Annotated in this window: 23 protein-coding genes; 18 read left to right on the top strand and 5 right to left on the bottom strand. The window is 40.2% G+C overall.

All coding sequences use genetic code 11. From position 1 onward, the window contains the following. The 5 genes from ACR65M_RS10140 to ACR65M_RS10160 all read left to right on the top strand — a co-directional run bounded on the left by ACR65M_RS10140 (nucleotide 1) and on the right by ACR65M_RS10160 (nucleotide 5,673). Nucleotides 1-1,539, top strand: coding sequence for a sugar ABC transporter ATP-binding protein (locus ACR65M_RS10140; RefSeq protein ID WP_440273251.1), 1,539 nt, complete (start codon nucleotides 1-3; stop codon nucleotides 1,537-1,539). Then, entirely contained in the window at nucleotides 1,508-2,530 is a 1,023-nt protein-coding gene (locus ACR65M_RS10145) for an ABC transporter permease (protein ID WP_341333287.1), read from the top strand. Before ACR65M_RS10140 ends, ACR65M_RS10145 begins: the two co-directional genes overlap by 32 nt. Beyond that, entirely contained in the window at nucleotides 2,520-2,903 is a 384-nt protein-coding gene (locus ACR65M_RS10150) for a VOC family protein (protein ID WP_121448337.1), read from the top strand. Before ACR65M_RS10145 ends, ACR65M_RS10150 begins: the two co-directional genes overlap by 11 nt. 170 nt (nucleotides 2,904-3,073) lie before the next feature. Next, nucleotides 3,074-4,093: an ABC transporter permease subunit gene (locus ACR65M_RS10155; protein WP_440273252.1), complete on the top strand. Its 1,020-nt coding sequence runs from the start codon at nucleotides 3,074-3,076 to the stop codon at nucleotides 4,091-4,093. A gap of 14 nt (nucleotides 4,094-4,107) precedes the next feature. Further along, nucleotides 4,108-5,673 (top strand): ABC transporter permease subunit, encoded by a 1,566-nt coding sequence (locus ACR65M_RS10160; protein WP_440273253.1) that lies wholly within the window; start codon nucleotides 4,108-4,110, stop codon nucleotides 5,671-5,673. Between the two features lie 54 nt (nucleotides 5,674-5,727). On the opposite strand, the gene ACR65M_RS10165 is transcribed toward ACR65M_RS10160, so the two are convergent. Further along, complete coding sequence (locus ACR65M_RS10165) at nucleotides 5,728-6,420, bottom strand: RsfA family transcriptional regulator (protein ID WP_341333284.1); 693 nt, start codon at nucleotides 6,418-6,420, stop codon at nucleotides 5,728-5,730. Nucleotides 6,421-6,905: 485 nt separating this feature from the next. Between ACR65M_RS10165 and ACR65M_RS10170 the strand changes: the two genes are divergently transcribed. The 3 genes from ACR65M_RS10170 to ACR65M_RS10180 all read left to right on the top strand — a co-directional run bounded on the left by ACR65M_RS10170 (nucleotide 6,906) and on the right by ACR65M_RS10180 (nucleotide 9,187). Continuing rightward, nucleotides 6,906-7,133, top strand: a complete 228-nt coding sequence (locus ACR65M_RS10170; protein ID WP_121448333.1) for a DUF1450 domain-containing protein — start codon at nucleotides 6,906-6,908, stop codon at nucleotides 7,131-7,133. 210 nt (nucleotides 7,134-7,343) lie between these two features. Next, a complete protein-coding gene (locus tag ACR65M_RS10175) occupies nucleotides 7,344-8,639 on the top strand; it encodes an HD domain-containing protein (RefSeq protein ID WP_341333283.1) in 1,296 nt (431 codons plus the stop codon). 41 nt (nucleotides 8,640-8,680) lie between these two features. Continuing rightward, nucleotides 8,681-9,187 (top strand): YwgA family protein, encoded by a 507-nt coding sequence (locus tag ACR65M_RS10180; protein ID WP_341333282.1) that lies wholly within the window; start codon nucleotides 8,681-8,683, stop codon nucleotides 9,185-9,187. A 228-nt stretch (nucleotides 9,188-9,415) separates the two neighbouring features. On the opposite strand, the gene ACR65M_RS10185 is transcribed toward ACR65M_RS10180, so the two are convergent. Next, entirely contained in the window at nucleotides 9,416-10,717 is a 1,302-nt protein-coding gene (locus ACR65M_RS10185; RefSeq protein ID WP_341333281.1) for an NCS2 family permease, read from the bottom strand. A 244-nt stretch (nucleotides 10,718-10,961) separates the two neighbouring features. Here ACR65M_RS10185 and ACR65M_RS10190 point away from each other — a divergent pair, with 244 nt between their 5' ends. After that, nucleotides 10,962-11,522 (top strand): DUF4256 domain-containing protein, encoded by a 561-nt coding sequence (locus ACR65M_RS10190; RefSeq protein ID WP_440273254.1) that lies wholly within the window; start codon nucleotides 10,962-10,964, stop codon nucleotides 11,520-11,522. Nucleotides 11,523-11,579: 57 nt separating this feature from the next. On the opposite strand, the gene thmT is transcribed toward ACR65M_RS10190, so the two are convergent. Then, nucleotides 11,580-11,768 (bottom strand): 2-hydroxymuconate tautomerase, encoded by a 189-nt coding sequence (gene thmT, locus ACR65M_RS10195; RefSeq protein ID WP_121448328.1) that lies wholly within the window; start codon nucleotides 11,766-11,768, stop codon nucleotides 11,580-11,582. Nucleotides 11,769-11,855: 87 nt separating this feature from the next. Here thmT and ACR65M_RS10200 point away from each other — a divergent pair, with 87 nt between their 5' ends. From ACR65M_RS10200 to ACR65M_RS10210, 3 genes are all read left to right on the top strand, one after another. Beyond that, nucleotides 11,856-12,536 (top strand): site-2 protease family protein, encoded by a 681-nt coding sequence (locus ACR65M_RS10200; RefSeq protein WP_440273255.1) that lies wholly within the window; start codon nucleotides 11,856-11,858, stop codon nucleotides 12,534-12,536. Between the two features lie 299 nt (nucleotides 12,537-12,835). Beyond that, nucleotides 12,836-13,345: a YwhD family protein gene (locus ACR65M_RS10205; RefSeq protein WP_341333278.1), complete on the top strand. Its 510-nt coding sequence runs from the start codon at nucleotides 12,836-12,838 to the stop codon at nucleotides 13,343-13,345. A gap of 201 nt (nucleotides 13,346-13,546) precedes the next feature. Beyond that, nucleotides 13,547-13,762, top strand: coding sequence for a hypothetical protein (locus ACR65M_RS10210; protein WP_440273256.1), 216 nt, complete (start codon nucleotides 13,547-13,549; stop codon nucleotides 13,760-13,762). 764 nt (nucleotides 13,763-14,526) lie between these two features. On the opposite strand, the gene ACR65M_RS10215 is transcribed toward ACR65M_RS10210, so the two are convergent. Then, nucleotides 14,527-16,596, bottom strand: a complete 2,070-nt coding sequence (locus ACR65M_RS10215) for a transglycosylase domain-containing protein (protein ID WP_440273257.1) — start codon at nucleotides 16,594-16,596, stop codon at nucleotides 14,527-14,529. Between the two features lie 243 nt (nucleotides 16,597-16,839). Between ACR65M_RS10215 and speE the strand changes: the two genes are divergently transcribed. The 6 genes from speE to ACR65M_RS10245 all read left to right on the top strand — a co-directional run bounded on the left by speE (nucleotide 16,840) and on the right by ACR65M_RS10245 (nucleotide 22,022). After that, on the top strand, nucleotides 16,840-17,664 hold the full coding sequence (gene speE, locus ACR65M_RS10220; RefSeq protein WP_121448549.1) for a spermidine synthase: 825 nt from the start codon (nucleotides 16,840-16,842) through the stop codon (nucleotides 17,662-17,664). Between the two features lie 256 nt (nucleotides 17,665-17,920). After that, nucleotides 17,921-18,799, top strand: coding sequence for an agmatinase (gene speB, locus ACR65M_RS10225; protein WP_121448548.1), 879 nt, complete (start codon nucleotides 17,921-17,923; stop codon nucleotides 18,797-18,799). A gap of 163 nt (nucleotides 18,800-18,962) precedes the next feature. Next, nucleotides 18,963-19,340 (top strand): cytochrome-c oxidase, encoded by a 378-nt coding sequence (locus ACR65M_RS10230; RefSeq protein ID WP_341333276.1) that lies wholly within the window; start codon nucleotides 18,963-18,965, stop codon nucleotides 19,338-19,340. Between the two features lie 314 nt (nucleotides 19,341-19,654). Then, a complete protein-coding gene (locus ACR65M_RS10235) occupies nucleotides 19,655-20,092 on the top strand; it encodes a YwiB family protein (protein ID WP_440273258.1) in 438 nt (145 codons plus the stop codon). After that, nucleotides 20,093-21,763: an arginine--tRNA ligase gene (gene argS / locus ACR65M_RS10240; RefSeq protein ID WP_440273259.1), complete on the top strand. Its 1,671-nt coding sequence runs from the start codon at nucleotides 20,093-20,095 to the stop codon at nucleotides 21,761-21,763. Nucleotides 21,764-21,842: 79 nt separating this feature from the next. Continuing rightward, the gene (locus ACR65M_RS10245) at nucleotides 21,843-22,022 is read left to right on the top strand and encodes a XapX domain-containing protein (RefSeq protein ID WP_099360873.1); all 180 of its coding nucleotides are present in this window, start codon (nucleotides 21,843-21,845) and stop codon (nucleotides 22,020-22,022) included. Nucleotides 22,023-22,229: 207 nt separating this feature from the next. On the opposite strand, the gene cls is transcribed toward ACR65M_RS10245, so the two are convergent. Beyond that, on the bottom strand, nucleotides 22,230-23,432 hold the full coding sequence (cls, locus tag ACR65M_RS10250; RefSeq protein ID WP_440273260.1) for a cardiolipin synthase: 1,203 nt from the start codon (nucleotides 23,430-23,432) through the stop codon (nucleotides 22,230-22,232). Nucleotides 23,433-23,493: the final 61 nt, after the last annotated feature.

Genomic DNA, 23,493 nt, shown 5'->3' on the forward strand with positions numbered 1-23,493 from the left:
ATGCAGATGCCTTTACTCGAAATGAAGGAAATTACAAAAGGTTTCGGTAATGTGGTTGCACTTGAGAATGCTTCTTTTGAGCTACAAAGGGGCGAGGTCCACGCGTTGCTTGGGGCAAATGGCGCTGGAAAAAGCACGCTGATGAAAATTCTATCAGGAGCCTATGGGCTCGACGCTGGGACGATTACCCTTGAAGGCAAAACAATTGATATTCGTTCTCCGAAGGATGCAAAATCATCTGGTATTCACATTGTTTATCAAGAGGTCGATACGGCGATTGTACCGCAGTTAACGGTTGCTGAAAATATTTTACTCGATACTTTTTCAACTGAAAAAAGCTTGTTCATTAATAAAAGAAAGTTTCGTGAAAAAGCAGCCTCGATTCTAAGGCTCTTGAATGTCACGGATATACCAATGACAAAGCAGGCATTAGAGTTATCACTTGCCGAAAAGCAGTTGGTTTTGATTGCGAGAGCCCTTGCACATGAAGCGAAGGTCATCATTTTTGACGAGCCAACTGCACCATTATCGATTGAGGAAACAAAATACCTTTTCGATATTGTAAAAACACTGAAGGAAAAAGGTGTCGGTTGCGTTTTTATCTCACACCGATTACCCGAGGTGTTTGAAATCTGTGACAGGTTAACGATTATGCGTGATGGCAGGACGATAAACACTTTTTCAACTAAAGAGGTGACTCCAAAAACAGTTGTCGAAACGATGCTTGGAAGTACCTATACAGAACAATCCTCGAAACGAAAAGCCGTGACGGGTGATCTTCTTTTAGAGGTAAAGGGGCTTGATGATGGGGAAAAGCTTACCGATGTTTCGTTTACGGTTTCTGAAGGGGAAATTGTTGGGGTTGTCGGGTTAGTTGGTGCCGGAAAAACAGAGCTTGCGAAAACATTGTTTGGTCTTCGTCCTTACGAACAGGGTGATGTAATCGTTAAGGGGAAATCTCATCATTTTACCCATTCACAACAAGCAATTGAGGCAGGTTTTGCGCTTATTTCAGAGGAGCGCCGTAAGGAAGGGTTGTTTATTCATGAATCAATCTCTACAAATCTATCCTTTGCCAATTTGAAAAAGTTCTCACCGTTTTTATTTATGAATCGACAGGCTGAAAAGAGCTATGCAAGCTCCATTATTGAATTGCTTGGAATAAAAACAAACGATACGGAAACTCTGGCTGAGCATTTAAGTGGAGGAAACCAGCAAAAGGTTGCGATTGGAAAATGGGTTTCTCGAAATGCGGGCCTCTATTTGTTTGATGAGCCGACAAAAGGGGTTGATGTCGGTGCGAAGCAGGATATTTTCAAGCTTATTTATTCCCTCGCCGATGAGGGGAAAGGGATCCTTTATTTTTCTTCTGAAATCGATGAGATTATAAGAATTTCAGACCGGATTCTTGTGATGTATGACGGAGAAATCGTAAAGGAACTTTCAGGAGGAGAGGCCACACAGGATCAAATCCTTTTGTATGCTAGTGGTGGAAAGGATGACGTACATGAAAGGGAATATCATCAGCTTCCTGTTTAAATATGGGGCAATCTTATTAATGGGCTTTATCTTAATCTATTTTAGTACTGTGAACAGTGCATTTTTTTCATATGGAAATCTATCAGATATCCTACGATCCATCTCAATTGTAACACTTCTTGCGTTAGGGGTTACGTTTACGCTTGTTGTTGATGGATTTGACTTATCAGTAGGGTCAACTATGTCATTGTCGGTCGTGATTACGGCGTCATTGATGGTCTGGTATGAGTTACCGCTCTGGGTGGTACTGCTATTACCACTATTAGTTGGGGTTGTAGTTGGTCTTGTAAATACGTTTTTAATCGTAAAAATAGGGATACCGGATCTACTCGCGACACTTGGAATGATGTATATCGTATCAGGTCTGCACCGGACCTATACGGAAGGGTATTCCATCTATAACCATATGCCATTGACCAGTGGCGGGACGGCCCCTGGTGAGTTCAATCAAGCATTTTTATGGATTGGGCAAGGGAAGATGCTGGGATTACCGGTTCCGGTCTGGATTATGCTCGTTTTCGTGCTTCTTGCTTATGTGATTCTTAACCATACGAGATGGGGCCGAATTCTATATATGACAGGTGGAAATGCAGAGGCTGCAAGATTGTCTGGTATCAATACAAATAAGGTAAAGCTGATTGCGTATACCGTTTCTGGAGTGTTTGCTTCAATGGCGGGAATATTGTTTACTGCTCGTGTCGGTTCGGGACAAATAGATGCGGGTGCTTCACTGTTAATGGAGTCTGTTGCTGCGGTGTTTGTTGGATTCTCCGTGCTTGGTGCTGGAAAGCCAAATGCACTTGGAACCTTTTTTGGAGCAGCACTTATTGGAGTTCTTTTGAATGGACTAACTATGCTAAATCTACCATACTATGCATTTGAAATTGTAAAAGGTGGGGTGCTGGTCTTGGCACTTGCTGTGACCTACATTGGCGTTAAATACCGACCAAAAATCATTCGAAAAAGGAGAGAGCAAAAACATGCCGCTTAAAAAACTAGAACATGTTGGAATTCAAGTAAAGGATTTAGACACGACAATTGAGTTTTATACAAGAGTATTGGGGTTAGAGTTGCTAGAAAAACAGGACCATGTCGATCCAAACTTGAAGCTAGCATTCCTTGGCTTTAGTGATTCAGACGAAACAGTGATTGAGCTCATTTCCGGATATAATCCAAACCTTCCAACAGAAGGAAAGGTACATCATATCGCATTTACCGTTGAAAATATCGAAGAAGAAATTGCAAGAGTTAAAGAGCATGGTGTTACGTTTGTTGATGAAAACATTACGACGCTTCCAAGCGGGGCTAAATACGTTTTCTTCAATGGGCCAGACGGCGAATGGATTGAATTGTTTCAAAAATAATAGAGAGTAATTTGCGACCAGGGGGGATCCTCTGGTTTTTTTATTTTTCGTGCAACTTTTTTATGTCTATATACGTCAATAAATGAGAGTGTTTTCTGAAAATTACATATATGGTATGATTTTGTGGTAGTTCCTATTTTTTACAGTAAGAGGTGAGAGGGGGATTTTGGGTGCTTAAGAGATTAAGAGTATTCAGTGGGCGAGACTTGGTATCGATTCTTTATTTTGTGCTGGTTGTACTGGGTATTGCCTATTTTCTAGGGAATGGGGATGTGTCAACGTTTTTTTCAAGACTAAAAATGTTGTTCCCTGTTTCCGATAGTTGGGAAACAATCAAGCATTTTACCAGCAATTTTCAGACTGAGGGCAGTCTTGGGGCAACGAAAAATAAGGAGCCATTTGAAGAAATCGTCCTTGAATATTTTCCGAGAAGTTTATCGGTGATTGTGACGGCCTTTTTGCTAGCGATTGCACTAGGAATCGGAAAAGGAATTTTTGATTATCGTAATCGTTATACGTCCCTAAACTTTTTAGGAACAGGGGTAACCTCTTTCCTCAATTCTTTACCTGACTTTTTTATGATTATTTCGTTGCAGTGGATTATTTTAATTTACTTTCGATTTATTGATTTTTTTGGTCATGACCAGTGGTTTAACTTCATATTACCAGGGATTTTAGTGTCTCTCTATCCAATGATGTATTTTGCGAGAATTATCTTTACTGCACTATCAGCTGAGGATGGCGAGATGTATATTCAATATGCTCGCGCAAAGGGACTGACCCGACGATTTGTTATATATAAGCATATCTTGAAAAAATGCTTTCGTTCAATCTTACAACATGTTGGTGTTGTCATGACCTATGTCGTTTCGAATCTATTCATTGTTGAGTGGTTGATGGAGTATAAGGGTGCAGCTTGGCGAATGATGGTGTCAATCAAACGGTTAGATTTAAATATTCCGGAAAATCAACCATATGCTGATTTTCCGGAAACAGGGCTAATCGTAGAAATTTCTTTCTGCTTTGTCGTTCTCCTATTAATCACTCAAGTCGTGTCTGTGATTTGGCAAAATAAGTATGAGATTGAAAAAAGAAATATGTTGACCAAAATTACAAAAGTTATTTTTCAATATGCATTTGTTTGGTTATTTGTGTTTTATATTATTTCTTACGTAAAACCTGGTCATTAGGGAGGAGGGTGTTCATGAAAAATTGGTCGCTTTGGACAGGGTTAGTTCTACTCGGATTCATGTTATTTATTAGTTTTGTTGGGCCACATTTGCCTTTTATTGATGATACTGCTCCCGAACACCGTATGAGGTTTTATGAGGGTGGAGAGATTGGAAGAGCGCCTTTTCCGCCTTCTAAAGAAGATCCGCTGGGGACTGACCGCGAAGCTCGCGATATATTGAGTATGATAGTTATAGGTGCAAAAGATACCCTTAAAATTATCGTGCTCATCACATTCATTCGGTACATCATTGCGATTCCGATGGCATTTCTGGCTTCTACGAAAAAAGGAATTGCCTACATGGTGTCAAATGGGTGGTATTCCTTATTTGGGAGTATCCCCACTATTATTGCTGCCATTTTGCTTCTTGAAATTGTCCCAGTTGAAGGCCTGGAAAACGCTGTATATTGGAAAGTCATGATCATCGCACTTATTGAAGTGGGGAGGGTTAGTTATATTCTATCCCATGAAATTTACGAGGTTTCGCAGAAAGAGTTTGTCCAAGCGAGTGTGACGGTGGGGAGCACTCCCTTTCAGTTATCAGTCATGCATTATTTGCCATCCGTTTCCCAAAGTGTAGTTGTCAATTTTTTTAATGATTTAGCACGTGTGACATTGCTAGTGGGACAGCTTGCATTGTTTCAATATTTTATTGAGCATGCAATTGACTATATTCCAGGTGGTGGGACTTTTCATGAGGAATCTGGATATAACTCTGTGACTGGAGTGTTCGATTGGCCAGGGCTATTGTCTGCTGCCCGTTATGAAGTAATGAAGGCCATCTGGATACCGCTGTTCCCAGCACTTGCACTTACATTGCTGCTGCTAACGTTTCAATTATTGAGTGAGGGGTTCAGGAAATTATTTGAAAGACAGACATCTAGTGAGAAAAATCAAACGGTAAGACGTTTGGTTGAAAGAGTTGGAGAAGCGTTTGTTACTAGTAAAATGGCGGGGGCTGTGACACTAGTCATGTTTGTGGTTATGGTTGGAACCGTTATTGTAACTGGGGTTGGAAATAAGACAACAGAAGTGGCTGCACCAGTTGAGGAAGAGGTTGAGGAGGAAGTCGAAGAAGTAGTTAATGAAGCAAAACATTTTGATGAAGATAAATATGTGTTTGAAAATGGAAAACTTGTAGCGACAACAGTTGCAACCACTGCAAAAGGTGGGTTTTACGATAAATTAGAGCATCTAGAACTCCATATGGAGAAGAAATCAGATAACGATTATGAGACCGATACCTTCGTCCTTAAATGCAGAACAATTGGAGCGGGTCGTTGTGAAAAACCCGTGATTAAGTTTAAAAAACCTATTACCAATGTAGAGGAAGCTTATCAACTATTGGTGGACCATTTGCCAATAGATGCAGTGAAAGATGTTGAGTTTCAAGACAAAGAAAGATATGTATATGCTCTAGAAAGTTCCCTATTGAAAGAGAGCTATTTAGAGGTTGATATTAAATCGATATTTGTAATGTTCTACATCACACCAGAAAAAACGATTGAAAAAGTAGAATTTGAAGGAGTAGGTCCTTAGTAAAACAAACCCCCTGCCCGTTTGTAAAAACAAACAGCCAAGGGGGTATCTACTCTATTCCGCCATTTTCTCCAAATTTCCGTTGCGGTCCATTTTAAAAGAAGTAGCTGGACGTTCTTCGTCTTCGAATAAGACGAGTTTTCGTGCACGGTTCATAATCTTCATTAATGTTTCGTAGTCTTCTTGAATATTGGCAGAACTTTGCTCAAGCTGGGCAATTTTCTTTTCAAGTTCCTCATTTTTACGAAGTATCTCATTCTTTTCTTTTTTCAATCTCTCATTCTCGGATTTCAGTGCTTCAATCCCGAGATTTTTGCTGCCCATAGATTGAAGATAGGAAATCACGGAATCAATCGTCATTTGTGGTCTAGAAGTAGAATACTGCGGTGTCCGTGTTTCCTGACGTATACTCGTAGATTCAGATGGAAATAGCGGGAGCTCGTCCGCAAACTCTTCTAGACTTGGAGTTGGTGGTGTATACAACAGCTGCTTTTTCACAGGTTGATTTTTACCAAGTGCACGTTGGCGTTGTTTACGGTGCTTCTTTGCAAGCTGTAAATCCTTCTCGTAGCTATGACGAACAACAGCGTTCCAACGGAAGCCGCAAGCAGCAGAGGTACGGTTTAATCTATCTCCAACCTCTTCAAAAGCATTTAGTTGTGTACTACCTTCTCTTACGTGTTTTAAAACAGTTTCAGCTAATAACAAATCATTTTCTTCTGTCCAAGCATCTTGTCTTTCTTTCATATTTATTCATCTCCCAATATAAATGTTTTAACTTTATTCAGCTTTTGTCCTCTACTAATATAGTGGTAGACGAGTGCAGTAAGAGTATGAAGCTTTGTTTGTTCAAACTATGGCTGAATAAAGTTGAAGCCTTCGGCGTATGCCACAGATTTTCAAAGGTGTTTTTTCGCGCAAGTACGAAAAAATCTGTGCGCAAATACGCTAAGGCGTATTTGATATTTCCGCTAGGTTATTACTTATATTGGTCAATAGATTCAAACTTTATACCATATTTGTAAAAGGATAGTAGACTTATTTATTTATATTTAGATATCATACCTCGTACATGTGTAGAATTTTTGAAAATTGTCTCGTTCCCTTGCAATGGCTATGTTGTAAGGGTTAAAATACCATGTAGTGTTTTTAAAGGAAATCGTCATGCTAATCATGACTGATCAAATATATGAACGACTCGGAATTTACAAAATGAAGGGATTGTACGTAATATGGCAAACGAATTTCGCATCTGTGATGATTGCCAGGCAACCAATATTAAAACATTAGTGCCACGCTTAAAGGAAGTAGATAGTGAGGCAACCATTGATATCCGCTGCCAATCATACTGTGGCCCTGGTAGAAAAAAATCATTCGCATTCGTTAACAACCGTCCGGTATCAGCTCCAACTGAAGACGAGTTGATTGAAAAAGTCATGAAGAAATTGAAAATGGACTAAAATCGCCTTTCTCTCCTAAGAGAAAAGGTGATTTTTTATGCTTTTTATGCAGGGTTTCCCAAAATCCACCTAGAAATTCTAATGCATGTCGAAAAATTTTCCAACCATTGATATGACTTGGCTAGAGGCGATTTATGAAGAATTTTAGGTTTTTTTGTCAGTCATAAAAATATATAATAATAGCATGCCAGTATGGAAGAGGTTGAATACATGACAAATTCCAATGGGAAATTAAGTGAAGAAAAGGTGTTTAAGGACCCTGTACATAGGTATGTTCATGTTCAGGATAAAGTGATTTGGGAACTCGTCGCAACATCAGAGTTTCAAAGATTGCGTCGCATCCGCCAATTAGGGACAACCTATTTTACCTTCCACGGGGCGGAACATAGCCGTTTTAACCATTCATTAGGTGTATATGAAATTGTCCGGAGAATTATCGATGATGTATTTCGTGAACGCCCCTTGTTAAATGACGAGGAGCGCTTACTGTGCTTATGTGCGGCACTACTTCACGATCTAGGTCACGGGCCATTCTCACACTCATTTGAAAAAGTATTTCATTATGATCATGAAGAATTTACACAAGCAATCATTGTTGGGGATACAGAAGTAAATCGCGTACTGAAACAAGTCGGAGATGATTTTCCGAAAAAAGTCGCCGAAGTGATTGCAAAAACATATAAAAATAAATTAGTCGTGAGTCTCATCTCCAGTCAAATTGATGCTGACCGTATGGATTATTTATTACGAGATGCTTATTATACGGGTGTTAGTTACGGAAACTTTGATATGGAGCGGATTTTGCGTGTCATGAGACCGCAGGAAGACCAAGTTGTTTTTAAAAGCAGTGGGATGCATGCGGTTGAAGATTACATTATGAGCAGATACCAAATGTATTGGCAAGTGTATTTCCATCCCGTTACACGAAGCGCAGAGGTCATTTTAACAAAAATCCTCCATCGTGCCAAACATTTGTACAAGGAACACTATGAATTTAAAACAGCCCCTGTCCATTTGATATCCATTTTTGAAGAAAAGCTGACATTACATGATTATGTAAAACTAGATGAAGCGATTTTTACTTTCTATTTTCAGGTATGGCAGGACGAGGATGACGAAATTTTAAGTGATTTATGCCGTCGTTTTCTCAATCGTAATCTCTTTAAATATGTAGAGTTTGATCCTAGTGCACAAATGATGAAAATGATGGAGCTAAGAACTCTTTTTGAGGAAGCAGGGATTGATCCGACTTATTATTTAGTGGTCGATTCATCATCAGATTTGCCGTATGATTTTTACCGGCCGGGTGAGGAAGAAGAAAGACTTCCAATCAACTTGTTAATGCCAAATGGAGAAATTCGCGAATTATCAAGGCAGTCTGAAATTGTGGATGCCATTTCTGGAAAAAGGCGTACGGATCACAAGCTATATTTTCCACAAGACATGATTGGAAAATTACCAAATGATACAGTAAAACAGAAAATAAAAGATGTTTTAGATATATAAAAGGTATTCTGGCCAATTTCGGATGAGGAGATGAAGGGGTTTTGTTAACAGAACATGCAAAGGTAATGAAGGCATTCGCTGCTGCAGGGGAAATCACGGGTCGAAAAAAACTTCAAAAAATGATTTACATCGCCAAAAAGATTGATTACCCATTTTACGAAAAGTACAACTTTCATTTTTACGGGCCATACTCAGAGGAGCTCACATTACGTGTGGAGGAGCTCTGCAATCTTGGATTTTTGGATGAGGTCAAAGAGAAAAAAGGTGGCTATTATCAATATCGCTACGCATTGACCGAAAAAGGCGAGCAGTTTTTGGGACATTACCAATTGGACATGCCTCCACTTGAAGACTGCATGCAAGCCCTAAATGAACAAAGTGCGCGCTTTTTAGAGCTGGTGTCTACTGTCTTATACTTCGAGGGACTTGAAAAGGAAGAAGTCAAAGAGAAAGTATTTACATTAAAAGCAAAGCAACGTTATACAGACGAGGAAGTTGAAGAAGCTTATCAATATATCGATTCTCTTCGTAATCTTGTAAAACATTAATAGAAAACTCGGCAGGTAGAATCTGCCGAGTTTTTTTGTATAGTCCAGTTCCAGCGCCTAGCACTTCGAGGTCATAAGCTAATCCGTCAAGAAGGATAAACTACATCCTTCTTGCTGGCATTTCTTATGCTTGTCGGACTTGCACACGATGTGCTGACGTCTACGTTTGCCACAGGACGTGGCAGTAGTTAGTAGACGTTCAATTTCAAGTCGCTTTCACATTCTGTATCAATGTGGTAAAAATGCAAGTTGGTAGAAAAACAATACAGCAAATAGATAAACAAGTGGGTGCACTTCTTTCCATTTACCCATGACCACTTTCATAAGCGGGTAGGAAATAAAGCCTAATGCAATTCCTGTTGCAATACTCGATGTGAGTGGCATACTTAGAATAATTAAGAATGCTGGAAAGGCTTCATCAATCTCATTCCATTTGATATGTGCAATGCTTCCCATCATGAGTGAACCAACAATAATTAAGGTTGGGGCTGTAATCGCCGCAATCCCAGAAACGGCACTTACCAAAGGTCCGAAGAAGGCAGCTATGATAAACAAGATTGAAACTGTTACTGAAGTGAGACCTGTTCGACCACCTGCAGCTACCCCAGTTGACGATTCAATATAAGCACTTGTAGGACTTGTTCCAAACATGGCTCCAACCGTTGTACCAACCGAATCAGCAAGAAGGGCTTGTCTTGCACGTGGCATAACATTACCTTTCATTAACCCTGCCTGTTCAGCAACTCCAATCATCGTACCTGTCGTATCAAAGATTGTAACGAGTAAAAATGAAAAGACAACAGCGTATAGTCCGTACTGAATGACATCGCCAATCGCAGCAAATGGATTTGCAATAATTAATCCTTCAGGTAGAGACGGCTTGTCCATGAATCCTTCTTTAAACTCAAGTTGTCCCGTAAAGTATGCAATAAGAGCTGTGATAATCATTCCGAAAAATAAAGCTCCGTTTACTTTACGTGCCATGAGAATAAGGGTGATTGCTAATCCTGCAAGTGCCAAAAGGACCTGTGGCGCGTGTAAATCACCTAATGTAACTAAATTTGTTGGATGTGCGGTGATAATCCCTGTAAGACGAAGACCAATAAAGGCAATAAATAAACCAATTCCTGCTGTGATCCCGTGCTTTAAGTTTGGTGGAATCGCCTCAATTAATTTTTCACGAAACGGTGTCAATGACAAAATGACAAAAATGATACCAGCCACAAATACAGCAGCAAATGCTGTTTCATACGTAATGTTTTCATTTGCACCTACAACTGAATAAGCAAAAAAAGCATTTAATCCCATTCCAGGAGCAATCGCAATTGGATAATTTGCAAAGAGTGCCATCCAAAGTGTTCCCACAACAGTTGCGATAATTGTAGCTAAAAACACTTGTTCAAAAGGAACGCCTGCATCTGATAAAATAACAGGATTTACGACGACGACATATACCATGGTTAAAAAGGTCGTAATCCCTGCTAGAACTTCCTTTTTAACGGTTGTATTTAACTCCGATAATTTAAACATAATAGTTTGTACCTCCAAAAGACGAACGATTTAAAAATCCTTTTCTATAATATTCGTTTTAAAGATGGACTGCAAGAGAAAGTTTAAATTGTCTTCGGTTAGTTTTCCCGGAATAGTCATTTGGTGAGGTGGAAAATCGTGGATTTTGACTGAGAGAAAGGTTGTTTGCCCTGCAAAAAATAGCGATCTTGGGGTAAAATTAAGATAAGCTTACTAGAGTAGAAGTTATAAGGAGGAATTCAACATGGCAAAAAAGGAATTGTCACTAGAACAGGTTGAAGAATTGCTCAACACACTACAAGAGCGATTTGAGAAAAATTTGAACCGCCACAGCGATCTTGAATGGGCAAAAGTTCAAGCAAAGCTAGAAGCTAATACAGAAAAACTGTGGTCATTAAACGAAATGGAAGCAACTGGCGGTGAACCGGATGTTATTGATTATGATAAGGATACCGATGAGTATATTTTTTATGATTGTTCAGCAGAAAGCCCAAAAGGCCGTAGAAGTGTTTGTTACGACCGTGAAGCACTTGAAGCCAGAAAAAAACATAAACCTGATAACAGTGCTATCGATATGGCAACGGAAATGGGCATTGAACTATTAACAGAAGAACAATATCGTGAACTTCAGGAACTTGGAAATTTTGACTTGAAAACGTCGAGTTGGGTCCAGACGCCGGCAGCTATTCGAAAACTTGGCGGGGCTATCTTTTGTGATCGTCGCTATGACACTGTCTTTACATACCACAATGGAGCAGATTCCTACTATGGAGCTAGAGGCTTCCGTGGCTCATTGAGGGTTTAATTTTTACATAATAAAAATAGAAACCCGTGGTTTCTTTACCACGGGTTTTTAAACACTCTATTCTTGATCACTTAAGCGTTTGCCGCCTACTGCATAATGGTTTTTTGTCATTTCCTCAATAAAAACAACAATTTTATCATCTGGAGCTCCAGTTGTTTCAGATACTGCTGCAGTTACTTTTTCAACGAGCGCCTTTTTTTGTTCTTCAGTGCGTCCTTCTAGCATTTTTACTGTTACGTATGGCACAATGAATCTCTCCAATCATTCTTTTATATCATCATAAGAGTATTGTATACTGAAAATAACAACTTTTCTATAAAAAGGGGAAATTTGGTGGAACAATTAAGTGGTTTTTTAGCATTTGATTTATCTTTGATACCATATGTAGTGATCACATTACTGGTTGCCTTTACGGTACATGAGTTTGCTCATGCGTATGTGGCATATAAGTTTGGGGATGACACAGCAAAGCGGCAAGGGAGATTGACCTTAAACCCGATTGCTCATTTAGATCCTTTTGGGACAATTCTGATTTTCCTAGCTGGGTTTGGATGGGCACGACCTGTACCTGTTAATCGATTTCATTTTAAACGGCCAAGGCTTGCTGGGATTCTTGTTTCCGTCGCTGGACCACTAAGTAACCTGCTTGTAGCGGCACTTGCTTTACTCATTTACATCATCTTGATTCGTGTTGGTGTATTTGCATCGATTCCAGAAACATTTGGAGAGGGTTTTGAAACGTTCTTTAACCTGTTTGTACGGTTGAACCTTGTGCTGTTTATTTTTAACTTATTACCGTTTCCACCGCTTGATGGATATCGCATCATTGAAGACCTTGTCCCAGCTCGTATCCGCCCAAAATTAACACAGTATGAGGGACTTGGAATTGTGCTGTTTTTGGTTCTGGTCATTACACCAGTTGGGGATCGGTTTCTATATCCGTTACTGACGAATGGGGTCTATGCCATCACAGATCTACTGGTCATGATCTTCAGACCAATTCTTCAATTATAAAATTAGAAGTTCATATGATAAAATGGTTGGTAATGAATAGAAAAATGTGAGTTCTAAAGGAGGGTGAAAAGGACCAAGAATTTCAAGGCGACGCGAGCTCCTGAGTACCGGAGCGAGGCAACTGCTTGAGTTAACTCCCTTGCAGCCTTGCAGTGAGGAATTGCCTTCGTGAATAAACTAGGACGCAAGCGCATAACTGGTTATTCACTATGTTCGTGGAGTAATGCACCCAGAAATTCTATGCGTCACTTTCGGCCGATTTTTAGAACATCCTTTGGAAAGGGAAAGGTGGATGTACGGTGGATCAAAACAAGAAAAAAGTAGCCTTTAATATCATTAAAAATGATCCAACTGATGGGCATAAAGGATATGGAATTGGGGCGCTTAGCCTCGAAAATATTTCACCCGTATTTGTTGATATAGACGCTGAAGATGTATTTGTTGACGTCGGTGCAATGCATGCACGAAGTGTGGTTGAAAAAGGGATAAAATTTCTACCGAATAAAGAAGATGTCCCTAATGGGAAGCCATACTGGCTTGTGTGGGTAACGATTGATCGAAGGGAAGAGGGTCCATATTATGCGGGAGTAACAGCTTGTGAAATGACGGTTGACCGCTCGATTCGTCGTGGCTATAAATCCTTACCGGAGCACGTAAACAAAATGGATAAATCATTAAAGCGCCATATCATGGTCGATTTTATGGACGACAAATCAAAGAAGCTACTTGCGGATTTCTTAATTAACCACAATAAAGAAATTTGGGATAACTCAAGTGAGGAGTTAAAAGAGGGGCTTAAGGTCAAATAAAGAAGAGAATAAAAGCGAAACCCCCAGGCTGTGTAGGTCTGGGGGTTTCTATGTCCTAGTTTCAATGTGTGTACATTGTAAATTTAGTGTACTTTATTTTGTTAAAAAAGCTCAAGCTTTAGTCTGTTTGTTCACCAAAATGTCACAATTACAGAAGATGATTTGAGAAAAGAGGGTTCGTTCTGAGCATAGAGTCCGCGATTGGTAAAATTAGGAATTAATTGTGACGCAAAGTTTGAAGTACCCGATGAATGTGTCCGAATCCAGCCATCATTCGGACAGGAAACGACCAAATTGAGTACGCATAGTCAGAATCCAGCGGTAAGAGTCCGAATCCAGCTCTTATTCGGACAGAGAACGGCTAAATCAAGGGCACAGAGTACGAACACAGCTCTAATTCAGTCAGAGAGCGGCTAAATCAAGCGGTCTGTGTCCGAACCCAGCTCAAATTCGGACAGAGAGTGGCTAAATCAAGGGCACAGAGTACGAACACAGCTCTAATTCAGTCAGAGAGCGGCTAAATCAGGCGGTCTGTGTCCGAATCCAGCTCAAATTCAGACAGAGAACGGCTAAATCAAGCGGTCTGTGTCTGAACTCAGCTCAAATTCAGACAGAGATCGGTTAAATCGAGCGGTCTGTGTCCGAACCCAGCTCAAATTCAGACAGAGAGTGGCAAAATCGAGTACTCAGAGTCCGAATCCAGCTCAAATTCAGACAGAGAGTGGCTAAATCCAGCGCACAGAGTCCGAACCCAGCTCAAATTCGGACAGAGAGTGGCTAAATCCAGCGGTCAGAGTCTGAACCCAGTTCAAATTCAGACAGAGATCGGTTAAATCAAGCGGTCAGTGTCCGAATCCAGCTCAAATTCGGACAGAGAGTGGCTAAATCCAGCGCCCAGAGTCCGAACCCAGCTCTCATTCAGACAGAGAACGGCTAAATCAAATGCTCAGAGTCCGAACCCAGTTCTAATTCGGACAGAGCACGGCTAAATCCAGCGGTCAGAGTCTGAATCCAGGTTTAATTCAGACAGAGAACAGTCACCCCGAGTACTTAGAGTCCGAATCCATCCCAAATTCAAACAGAGAACAGTCACCCCAAGTAATCGGGGGTTGGATCTGCCCCAACCCCCCAAGATTTTTTCCCATTCTATAACACTTGAGCAGAAATACAGTACATTTTATCTAAAACCAATCAAAGATTCGCTTAAAGAAGCCTTTGTCTTCTTTTTCGTTGTCCTTTTTTGGATTCTCTTTCTTTATATCTTCCGTATTTTTCGAACAATATTCAGTTGGCTCGGTTCCTGCTTTATAATAAGTAAGCCTTGAAACAGGGCAATCCTTTGTTGGAAGCAAACCTGTGTCTGGATTTACATACACTCCAACAACCCCTTCAGTCGGTTTAAATGGTGTTGGCGCAATGTCCTGATGCGCTTCTTCCATGAACCCTGCCCAAATATTCTTTGCATACTGTTTTTCTGCAACGATTGTCATTGGTTCATTATTGTCATAGCCGGTCCAAATACCAGCGACGAGCTGCGGCGAGTACCCAATCATCCAGTTATCCGTGTCAGTCGAGCCTGATTTTGCCGCGTAAAACCTGGTCAACTTATCGCTAATCGTAGATCCGGTAACGGCTGTGTAATCGTTTAGTTTTTCATCAAACATGCCTGTCATTAGCTGTGTTGTGACAAAGGCGAGATCCTCATCAAGCACTTGTTTTGGCTTTGGGGTATTTTCATAAATGACTTCACCTTTGTAATTTTCAACTCTAGTAATAAAAACAGGTTTATGGTGCGTTCCACCATTATTAATTGTTGAGTAGGCATTGACCATTTCGATTACACTAACACCAGAGGTCCCTAGAGCAAGAGAAGGAACATCTTTAAGTTTACTTGTGATTCCTAACTTTTTCGCAGTGTCGATGAGTTCTCCATCATCAAGAAAGAGATGGGTTTTCACAGCGTACACATTATCGGATAGGGCAATTGCTTGAGCTAACGTAATTGAGTCGTTAGCATAATAATTTTTGTAATTTCGTGGTGTATATTTTGAGCGATTGTCATCATACGAGAACGTCGTTAACTCGCTTCGAATTTGGGTCGATGGAGTGTAGCCTTTTTCAAGGGCTGCATAGTATAAAAATGGCTTAAAGGTTGAACCAGGCTGCCGTTTTGCCTGTGTGGCCCGATTAAATGGGCTTTCCTCGTAATCCCGTCCACCAAGGAGTGCAAGAACTTCACCATTTTTTGGATCCATCGCAACAAACCCAAGTTGAATTTTTGACTCTTCTTTAATCGAGTTCTTCGCTTTATCCTCAGCAATTTCTTGAAGCTTTGGGTTGAGCGTGGTGTAGACACGTAATCCCTCTGTTTCAATTGTTTGTTGGTCAAGTTTTAGTTTTGTTTGAAGTTCCTTTTTTACAACATCCTGGAAATACGGGGCAATGTCTTCACGCCCGACCATTTTGTTTCCTGTAAAGGTTAGTTCCTCAGCCTGTGCCTGTTCAGCGGTCTTTTTTGAAATAAAGCCATTCTCCACCATTGAAAGCAGGATGACTTTTTGACGCTGTTTCGCTTTTTCCTCGTTTACTAATGGTGAGTAATGGGTTGGACCCTTAGGCACTCCTGCAAGCATGGAGGCTTCCGCTAGAGACAGCTCGCTTGCTCTTTTTCCATAATAGTAATTAGCAGCTGCTTCAATTCCATAGACGCCATGTCCGTAATAGATTGTATTTAAATATCCTTCTAGAATTTCTTGTTTCGAATAATTTAGTTCTAGTCGAATGGTGTACAGGGCCTCAGTAAGTTTACGATTCCATGTTTTTTCATGCTCTAAAAAGAGGTTTCTGGCATATTGCTGGGTAATGGTACTCGCCCCTTGCACCTTTGACATTGCTTTAATGTCGGCAATAATCGCTCCGCCAATTCGCTTATAGTCAAACCCATGATGATCAAAAAAGTTCCGGTCCTCAATGGAAACGGTGGCATCAACAATGGATTCAGACATATCGTCGAGAGATACCCAATAGCGAGTCTCACCTTGATGACGTTCTTCCCCAATTAACGTTCCGTCCTCGGCGTAGAATAAGGTGGATAAAGGAACTGCAAGAGGAGGTGCCCCCTGTGTCTTTGCATAGGCAAGCACACCTAATATCCCGACAGCAACTAGTGTACAGCAAATTAAGCCAATAAATAATAGAGCTCGCATGATTTTAATAGCGGTTTTTAAACGATTATTTGTAATTAGCTCCACAGAGTTCACCTCTCTCTTTTTCTATTTGAAAGCTTCATATAGAGCCATTTTCGTAGGCATATATCAATCAGTATGAAAAGTTTTCTGCCTTTTTAAACATTTATTTGCTAAAAGATGAAAAATTTTCTTGCATTTTCGGGCGGTTGCCTTATACTTTTTGAAGTTGACATCGATTTTTTTAAGGGAATAGGGAACGATAAGGGAATAAATCCCTAAGTTATTCAATGAAAGGATGTTATGAAAATGGAATTATGGTTTACGGAAAAACAAACAAAAAGCTTTGGTATCACAGCAAAAATTAAGCAAACCTTACATACAGAACAAACAGAGTTTCAAAAACTCGATATGATAGAAACTGAGGAATTCGGTAACATGCTCGTTCTTGATGGGATGGTTATGACCACTCAAGTGGATGAGTTCGTCTATCACGAAATGGTGGCACACGTGCCATTATTCACTCACCCAAATCCAGAAAACGTCCTTGTTGTAGGTGGCGGTGATGGCGGGGTAATCCGTGAAGTGTTAAAGCACCCAAGTGTGAAAAAAGCAACTTTAGTTGATATTGATGGAAAAGTAATCGAGTACTCAAAGAAATACCTTCCTGAAATTGCAGGAAAGCTTGAAGACCCACGTGTCGATGTGAAAGTTGACGATGGCTTCATGCATATTGCAAAAAGTGAAAATGAGTATGATGTCATTTTGGTTGACTCTACTGAGCCTGTAGGTCCAGCGGTAAATCTGTTCACAAAAGGCTTTTATGCAGGGATTTCAAAGGCATTAAAAGAAGACGGTGTATTTGTGGCGCAAACGGACAACCCTTGGTTTACACCCGACTTAATCCGAAACGTACAGCGTGATGTGAAGGAAATCTTCCCAATCACACGTCTATATATTGCGAACATCCCAACATACCCAAGTGGTCTTTGGACATTCACAATCGGTTCGAAAAAATATGATCCATTAGAAGTGAGTGATGACCGCTTCCATGAAATAGAAACAAAATATTACACAAAAGAACTCCACAAAGCAGCATTTGTATTGCCTAAATTTGTTGCTGATTTAATTTAATTCAGTATAAGTTAGTAATTAACACACCTATTGTGGAGTACAACTGCAATTTGCAAAAGATAATAATCAACTGAATTAAATTAAAAGCCTCCGGCGGATGCCACAGATTTTCAAAGGATGTTTTTCGATCAGTAAGATCAAAGACTAAAAGCGCCACGTCCTGTGGCAACGTCTTTATGACCCACTTCCTGTGGGCCTAAATCTGGGCGCAAATACGCCAAGGCGTATTTGATTAATAATTATTGGGGGATTTTCGATGAGATTTGATGAAGCTTATTCAGGAAATGTGTTTATCAAAAGCCATCCGAATTTTGAAGAGAGCGAAGCCGTCATTTACGGAATGCCAATGGACTGGACAGTTAGCTACCGTCCAGGCTCACGTTTTGGCCCTAGCCGAATTCGCGAGGTGTCGATTGGACTTGAGGAATACAGTCCATATCTTGATAAAGAGCTAGAAGAAGTGAAATTTTATGATGCTGGTGATATTCCATTGCCTTTCGGAAATCCGCAGCGTAGTCTTGATATGATTGAAGACTTTGTGGATCAAGTACTTGCAGCAGGAAAGTACCCACTTGGTATGGGTGGCGAGCATCTCGTTTCTTGGCCGGTCATGAAGGCTGTTTATAAAAAGTATCCAGATCTTGCGATTATTCATATGGATGCCCATACTGATTTACGTGAGAATTATGAGGGAGAAGCACTTTCTCATTCCACGCCAATTCGTAAAATTGCTGAATTAATCGGACCAGAGAATGTGTTTTCATTTGGCATTCGCTCAGGGATGAAGGAAGAATTCCAATGGGCAAAGGAAAACGGCATGCATATTTCAAAGTTTGAAGTGCTTGAGCCGCTAAAAAAGATTCTTCCGAAGTTAGCGGGTCGTCCAGTGTATGTGACCATTGACATAGATGTATTAGATCCAGCACATGCACCGGGTACAGGTACAGTTGATGCCGGTGGTATTACATCTAAAGAGTTGTTAGGGGCGATTCATGAGATTGCTAAATCAGATGTGCGTGTAGTTGGTTCAGACTTGGTAGAGGTTGCACCGATTTATGATACGTCTGAACAAACGGCGAATACCGCAAGTAAACTGATTCGTGAAATGATTTTAGGGTGGATACCGAAAAAGTAAAAACTTGCGTTTAAATGCTTGGGCCTTGTGGCTCAAGCTTTTTTTGTGATTCCGCAAAACCTAAGTCCCGCAAAAAAATAAATTTAACTATTATGACAATTCTTTCTAGCCAGGTGAGTATAATACTTTTGAACTATAAATTACCTATCTAAGGGGGAGTTCGATGGTTGGGGTTCGCTTTTTGAAAATGGCTGCCGTGTATTTTGTGATTGGTGTTCTCATTGGGATGGGGATGTCGATGTCACATAATTACACATTAACAGGGGTCCATGTTCATATTAACTTATTAGGTTGGGCATCTATGGGGCTTGCAGGCATTGTCTATTATTTATTCCCTCAAGCAGGAGAATCCAAGCTTGGAAAGACTCATTTTTGGCTTCATAATATTGGTTTACCGGTTATGATGATTGGACTCACATTGTTATTGCTCGGAAATGCTGCAGTCGAACCCGTAATTGCTGTCGGTGGTACTGTGACAACCCTTGCGATCATCCTCTTTGCAATCAATATTTTCTTGAACGTTAAAGTCACAAAGCAATAATACCTTCATATAACTTCACCTCTAACTCGGCCTAGGCCGGGTTTTCTTTTTTAATTTGAAATCCCCTCATAAAATGCCGTATACTAGTAAAGTTAATGACTTAAATACGTTGTTCAAAAGGGAGGATGAAAAAGACCAAGAAGTTCGAGGCGGTGCAGTTTTGAGTAGCGGAACGTATGTAGTTAATACGTGAGCAGATGTTCTAGCACGAAGGAAAAGTGATTTTCTTTTCCAAGGAACGGAAAAACAAGCCAACGAAGAAATTCGAAGTGTCATTTTCACCGGATATTTTGAACATCCTCATATAGGGATGTGTGGAAATGAGTCAAGCAGGAGTACCTATTGATCTCAAATTTGTAACAGAAATTAAAGACGGACCGCGAAAAGAAAATGTTGCTTTTGATGCAAATGGTCTATACTACATAAAAGGCGACAATACATATTTGCAATTTGATGAAAAGCAAGAAACAGGTACGGTTAAAACAGTGATTAAAATCTCTGAAAAAGAGGTCCTCATCCTTCGTTCGGGACAGGTGAAAATGCGTCAGGTTTACCGGAAAAATGAAACCACACAAGGTTCATTCCAAAACCAGCACGGAACCTTTGACCTCACCGCAAAAACAAATAATATTGAATACAAATGGTACAAAAACTCTCGTAAAGGGACGTTGTTTTTAGCATATGAGCTTTCACTACATGGTGAAGTGTCTGGATTACATAAAATAACCATTACATTTAAGGAGCGAAACTAGATGAATGTTGTTGAACAGGTAAAAGAACGCTTAAAAGCGGAAATTAAAGACTCAGTTGTTAAGGCTGGACTAGCAACGGAAGAGCAGATTCCAGAGGTTGTGTTGGAGCTTCCAAAAGAAAAAGCGCACGGGGACTATGCGACAAACATGGCAATGCAACTAGCACGTGTGGCTAAAAAAGCTCCTCGTATGATTGCAGAAGAAATTGTAGCTAATTTTGATAAATCAAAAGCATCGATCGAAAAAATTGAAATTGCAGGACCTGGGTTCATCAATTTTTATATGAATAATTCCTATTTAACGGATCTTATCCCGACCATTTTAACAGCGGGTGAGGCGTACGGTGAAACAACCGTTGGCAACAAGCAAAAAGTACAGGTGGAGTTTGTTTCAGCAAACCCAACAGGTGACCTGCACCTTGGACATGCTCGTGGTGCAGCGGTGGGTGATTCTTTAAGTAATATTTTACAAAAAGCAGGTTATGATGTATCACGTGAGTACTATATCAATGATGCTGGGAACCAAATTAATAACCTTGCAAAGTCTGTTGAGGCACGCTATCTTCAAGCCCTTGGTCAAGAGGCTGAAATGCCAGAAGACGGCTATCATGGCCAAGATATCGTGGGCATCGGAAAGCGTCTTGCTGAAGAATTTGGTGATAAATATGTCGCGATGGATGAAAAGGAACGCTTTGACTTTTTCCGTGAATATGGTTTGAAATACGAGATGGAAAAGCTTCAAAAGGATTTAGAGGAGTATCGAGTTCGTTTTGATGTTTGGTATTCTGAGACGTCTTTATACAATAATGGAAAAATTGACCGCGCACTTGAAGCGCTTCGTAATGCAGGACATATTTATGAAGAAGACGGTGCAACTTGGTTCCGTTCAACAACATTCGGTGATGACAAAGACCGTGTTTTAATTAAAAATGATGGTTCTTATACGTATTTAACTCCTGATATCGCGTACCATCAGGACAAGCTCGAGCGTGGTTTTGAAAAGTTGATCAATGTGTGGGGAGCAGACCATCACGGCTATATTCCTCGGATGAAGGCGGCGATTCAAGCACTAGGCTATGATAAAGACACACTTGAGGTTGAAATCATTCAGCTTGTTCACCTATTTAAAGACGGCGAAAAAATGAAGATGAGTAAGCGTACAGGAAAAGCTGTTACAATGCGTGAACTGACAGAAGAGGTTGGCTTAGATGCGGTTCGTTACTTCTTTGCAATGAGAAGCTCAGACACTCATCTAGATTTTGACCTTGATTTAGCGGTCTCACAATCAAACGAGAACCCTGTGTACTATGCGCAATATGCACATGCACGTATTTGCAGCATGCTACGCTCTGGTGATGAGGTGAATATTGCATTAGATGGCAATTATGCGCTTGACTATATCAATTCTGAAAAAGAAATTGACCTATTGAAAAAGCTTGGAGAATTCCCTGCAGCCGTGACAGAAGCAGCAGAAAAACGAATTCCACATCGCATCACGAACTATATTAATGAACTTGCAGCGGCTCTTCATAGCTTCTATAATGCGGAGAAAGTGCTTGACCAAGACAATCTTGAAAAAACGAAAGCACGTCTTGCGTTAATGAAAGCTGTTCAAATCACCTTGCAAAATTCATTAAAGCTAATCGGTGTATCTGCACCAGAAAAAATGTAATCTATATATTAAGAGGCCCTTACGTTGAGTAGAGGGCCTTTTTAACGGGAATAATGAAGGGAAAAGGGAGGATACACATATGAAAGAGGTTATATTGGCACTTTTGACAGGTGTCGTTGTCGGATTTATTTTTGCTTTATTAAAGCTACCAATCCCTGCGCCACCAGCACTTGCAGGGGTAACTGGAATCGTGGGGGTTTATTTAGGATTTAAGCTATTCCAATGGTTAGCACCAATGATTCAATTTGGGCCAAAATAACAGGCACCCATCACGGGTGCCTGATTTGTTAGTGGCAGTAAATCTCGAATAGTGGCAGTATTTTTCGATTAGCGGCAGTAAATCTGAAATAGTAGCAGTATTTTTCGGTTACTGGCAGTAAACGGGCTAGTGACAGTAAAATTGGAATAGTGACAGTATTAAGTGCACAAGCGGCTATTCCTTTAACAGTATTCCGCACTCATCTCCTTATAAAAAGTGCGAAACCCATGTTGCAATCTTAATCTTAAACTTATTCTCTGTCTTTAGTTCTTCGATTCGGTCGCGAGTAAGCTCATTTGAAGTTTTAAAATCCTCTGTTACCATATTTTTAACCTCTTGAATCACTTCTTTATCATGGATATAGCAATTAATTTCATAATTAGAGTAAAGGCTTCTTTTATCAAAATTGGCTGTTCCGATATCGCAAAGCTTGTCATCAATACAAATGACTTTTGCGTGGTAAAAACCTCTAGTGTACATATGAAACTGAATGCCGAGCTTTGAGAGCTCGTCCATATACGGAATGGCGGCCTCTTTGACCAATGGGTGATCCGGCTTTTTCGGTAAAAGGATGTGAATCCGAACATTTCGTTTCACTGCATTTTTTAACTCTTCTTTGAGTTGTTCACTTGGTACGAAATAAGGGGAGCCAATAATGATTTCTTGTTCAGCTTGTTTGATCATATTCATAAATTGTCCTTCAAGAAAGACCCCATTAGTAGAAATGAGTCTCGTTTTTGACTTTCCTATAGGAAGTGGCGGGTAATAGGCATTTCGGTTTTCAATTTCCTCTTTTGTGGCGCCATACCAATCTTTCAAAAACTGTGTTTGAAGATCTGCGACTCCTTCACCGGTTAGTTTCAGATGGTAATCCCGCCAGAACCCAAATTTCGGATCCTTACCAAGATATTCTTTTCCAATATTGAAGCCGCCAATATAACCAATATTTCCATCAATGACGGAGATTTTCCTATGATTGCGGGCATTCAGCTTATAAAAAAGGTACGGAAATTTGGGCTTATTGCTATAGGCTAACGAAACTCCTGAGCGAGTTAGGTCTTTTTCCATTTCCTTTGTAACATTGTGGCTGCCCACCCAATCCAAAAGCAGGCGAACCTTCACACCTTGTTCGGCCTTTTGTTTCACAAGCGAGACGAATCCTTTACTAAAGTCATCATCCTGCAAAATATAAAATTCAACATGGACATGTTCTTTCGCGTTTCGAATATCTGTAAATAAATCGTTGAAGAGTGTTTCTCCTGTTGAATAAAGGGAAATGTTACTGTCGCGTAGAGGAAATTCCTCATCCTCTTGTTTTTTTAGATGACTTTTTCTTCCGAGACTGTAATCAAGGCGGAGTAACAGTAATAGAATAATGATAATAAGGACAATCCAGAAGATAGCTCGCAAATATACCCCTCCTATGATGAGGTTGTGCTTAATGGCGTTCACTTAGTTTATACGAAAATGG

The sequence above is a fragment of the Ferdinandcohnia sp. SAFN-114 genome, assembly GCF_059415045.1.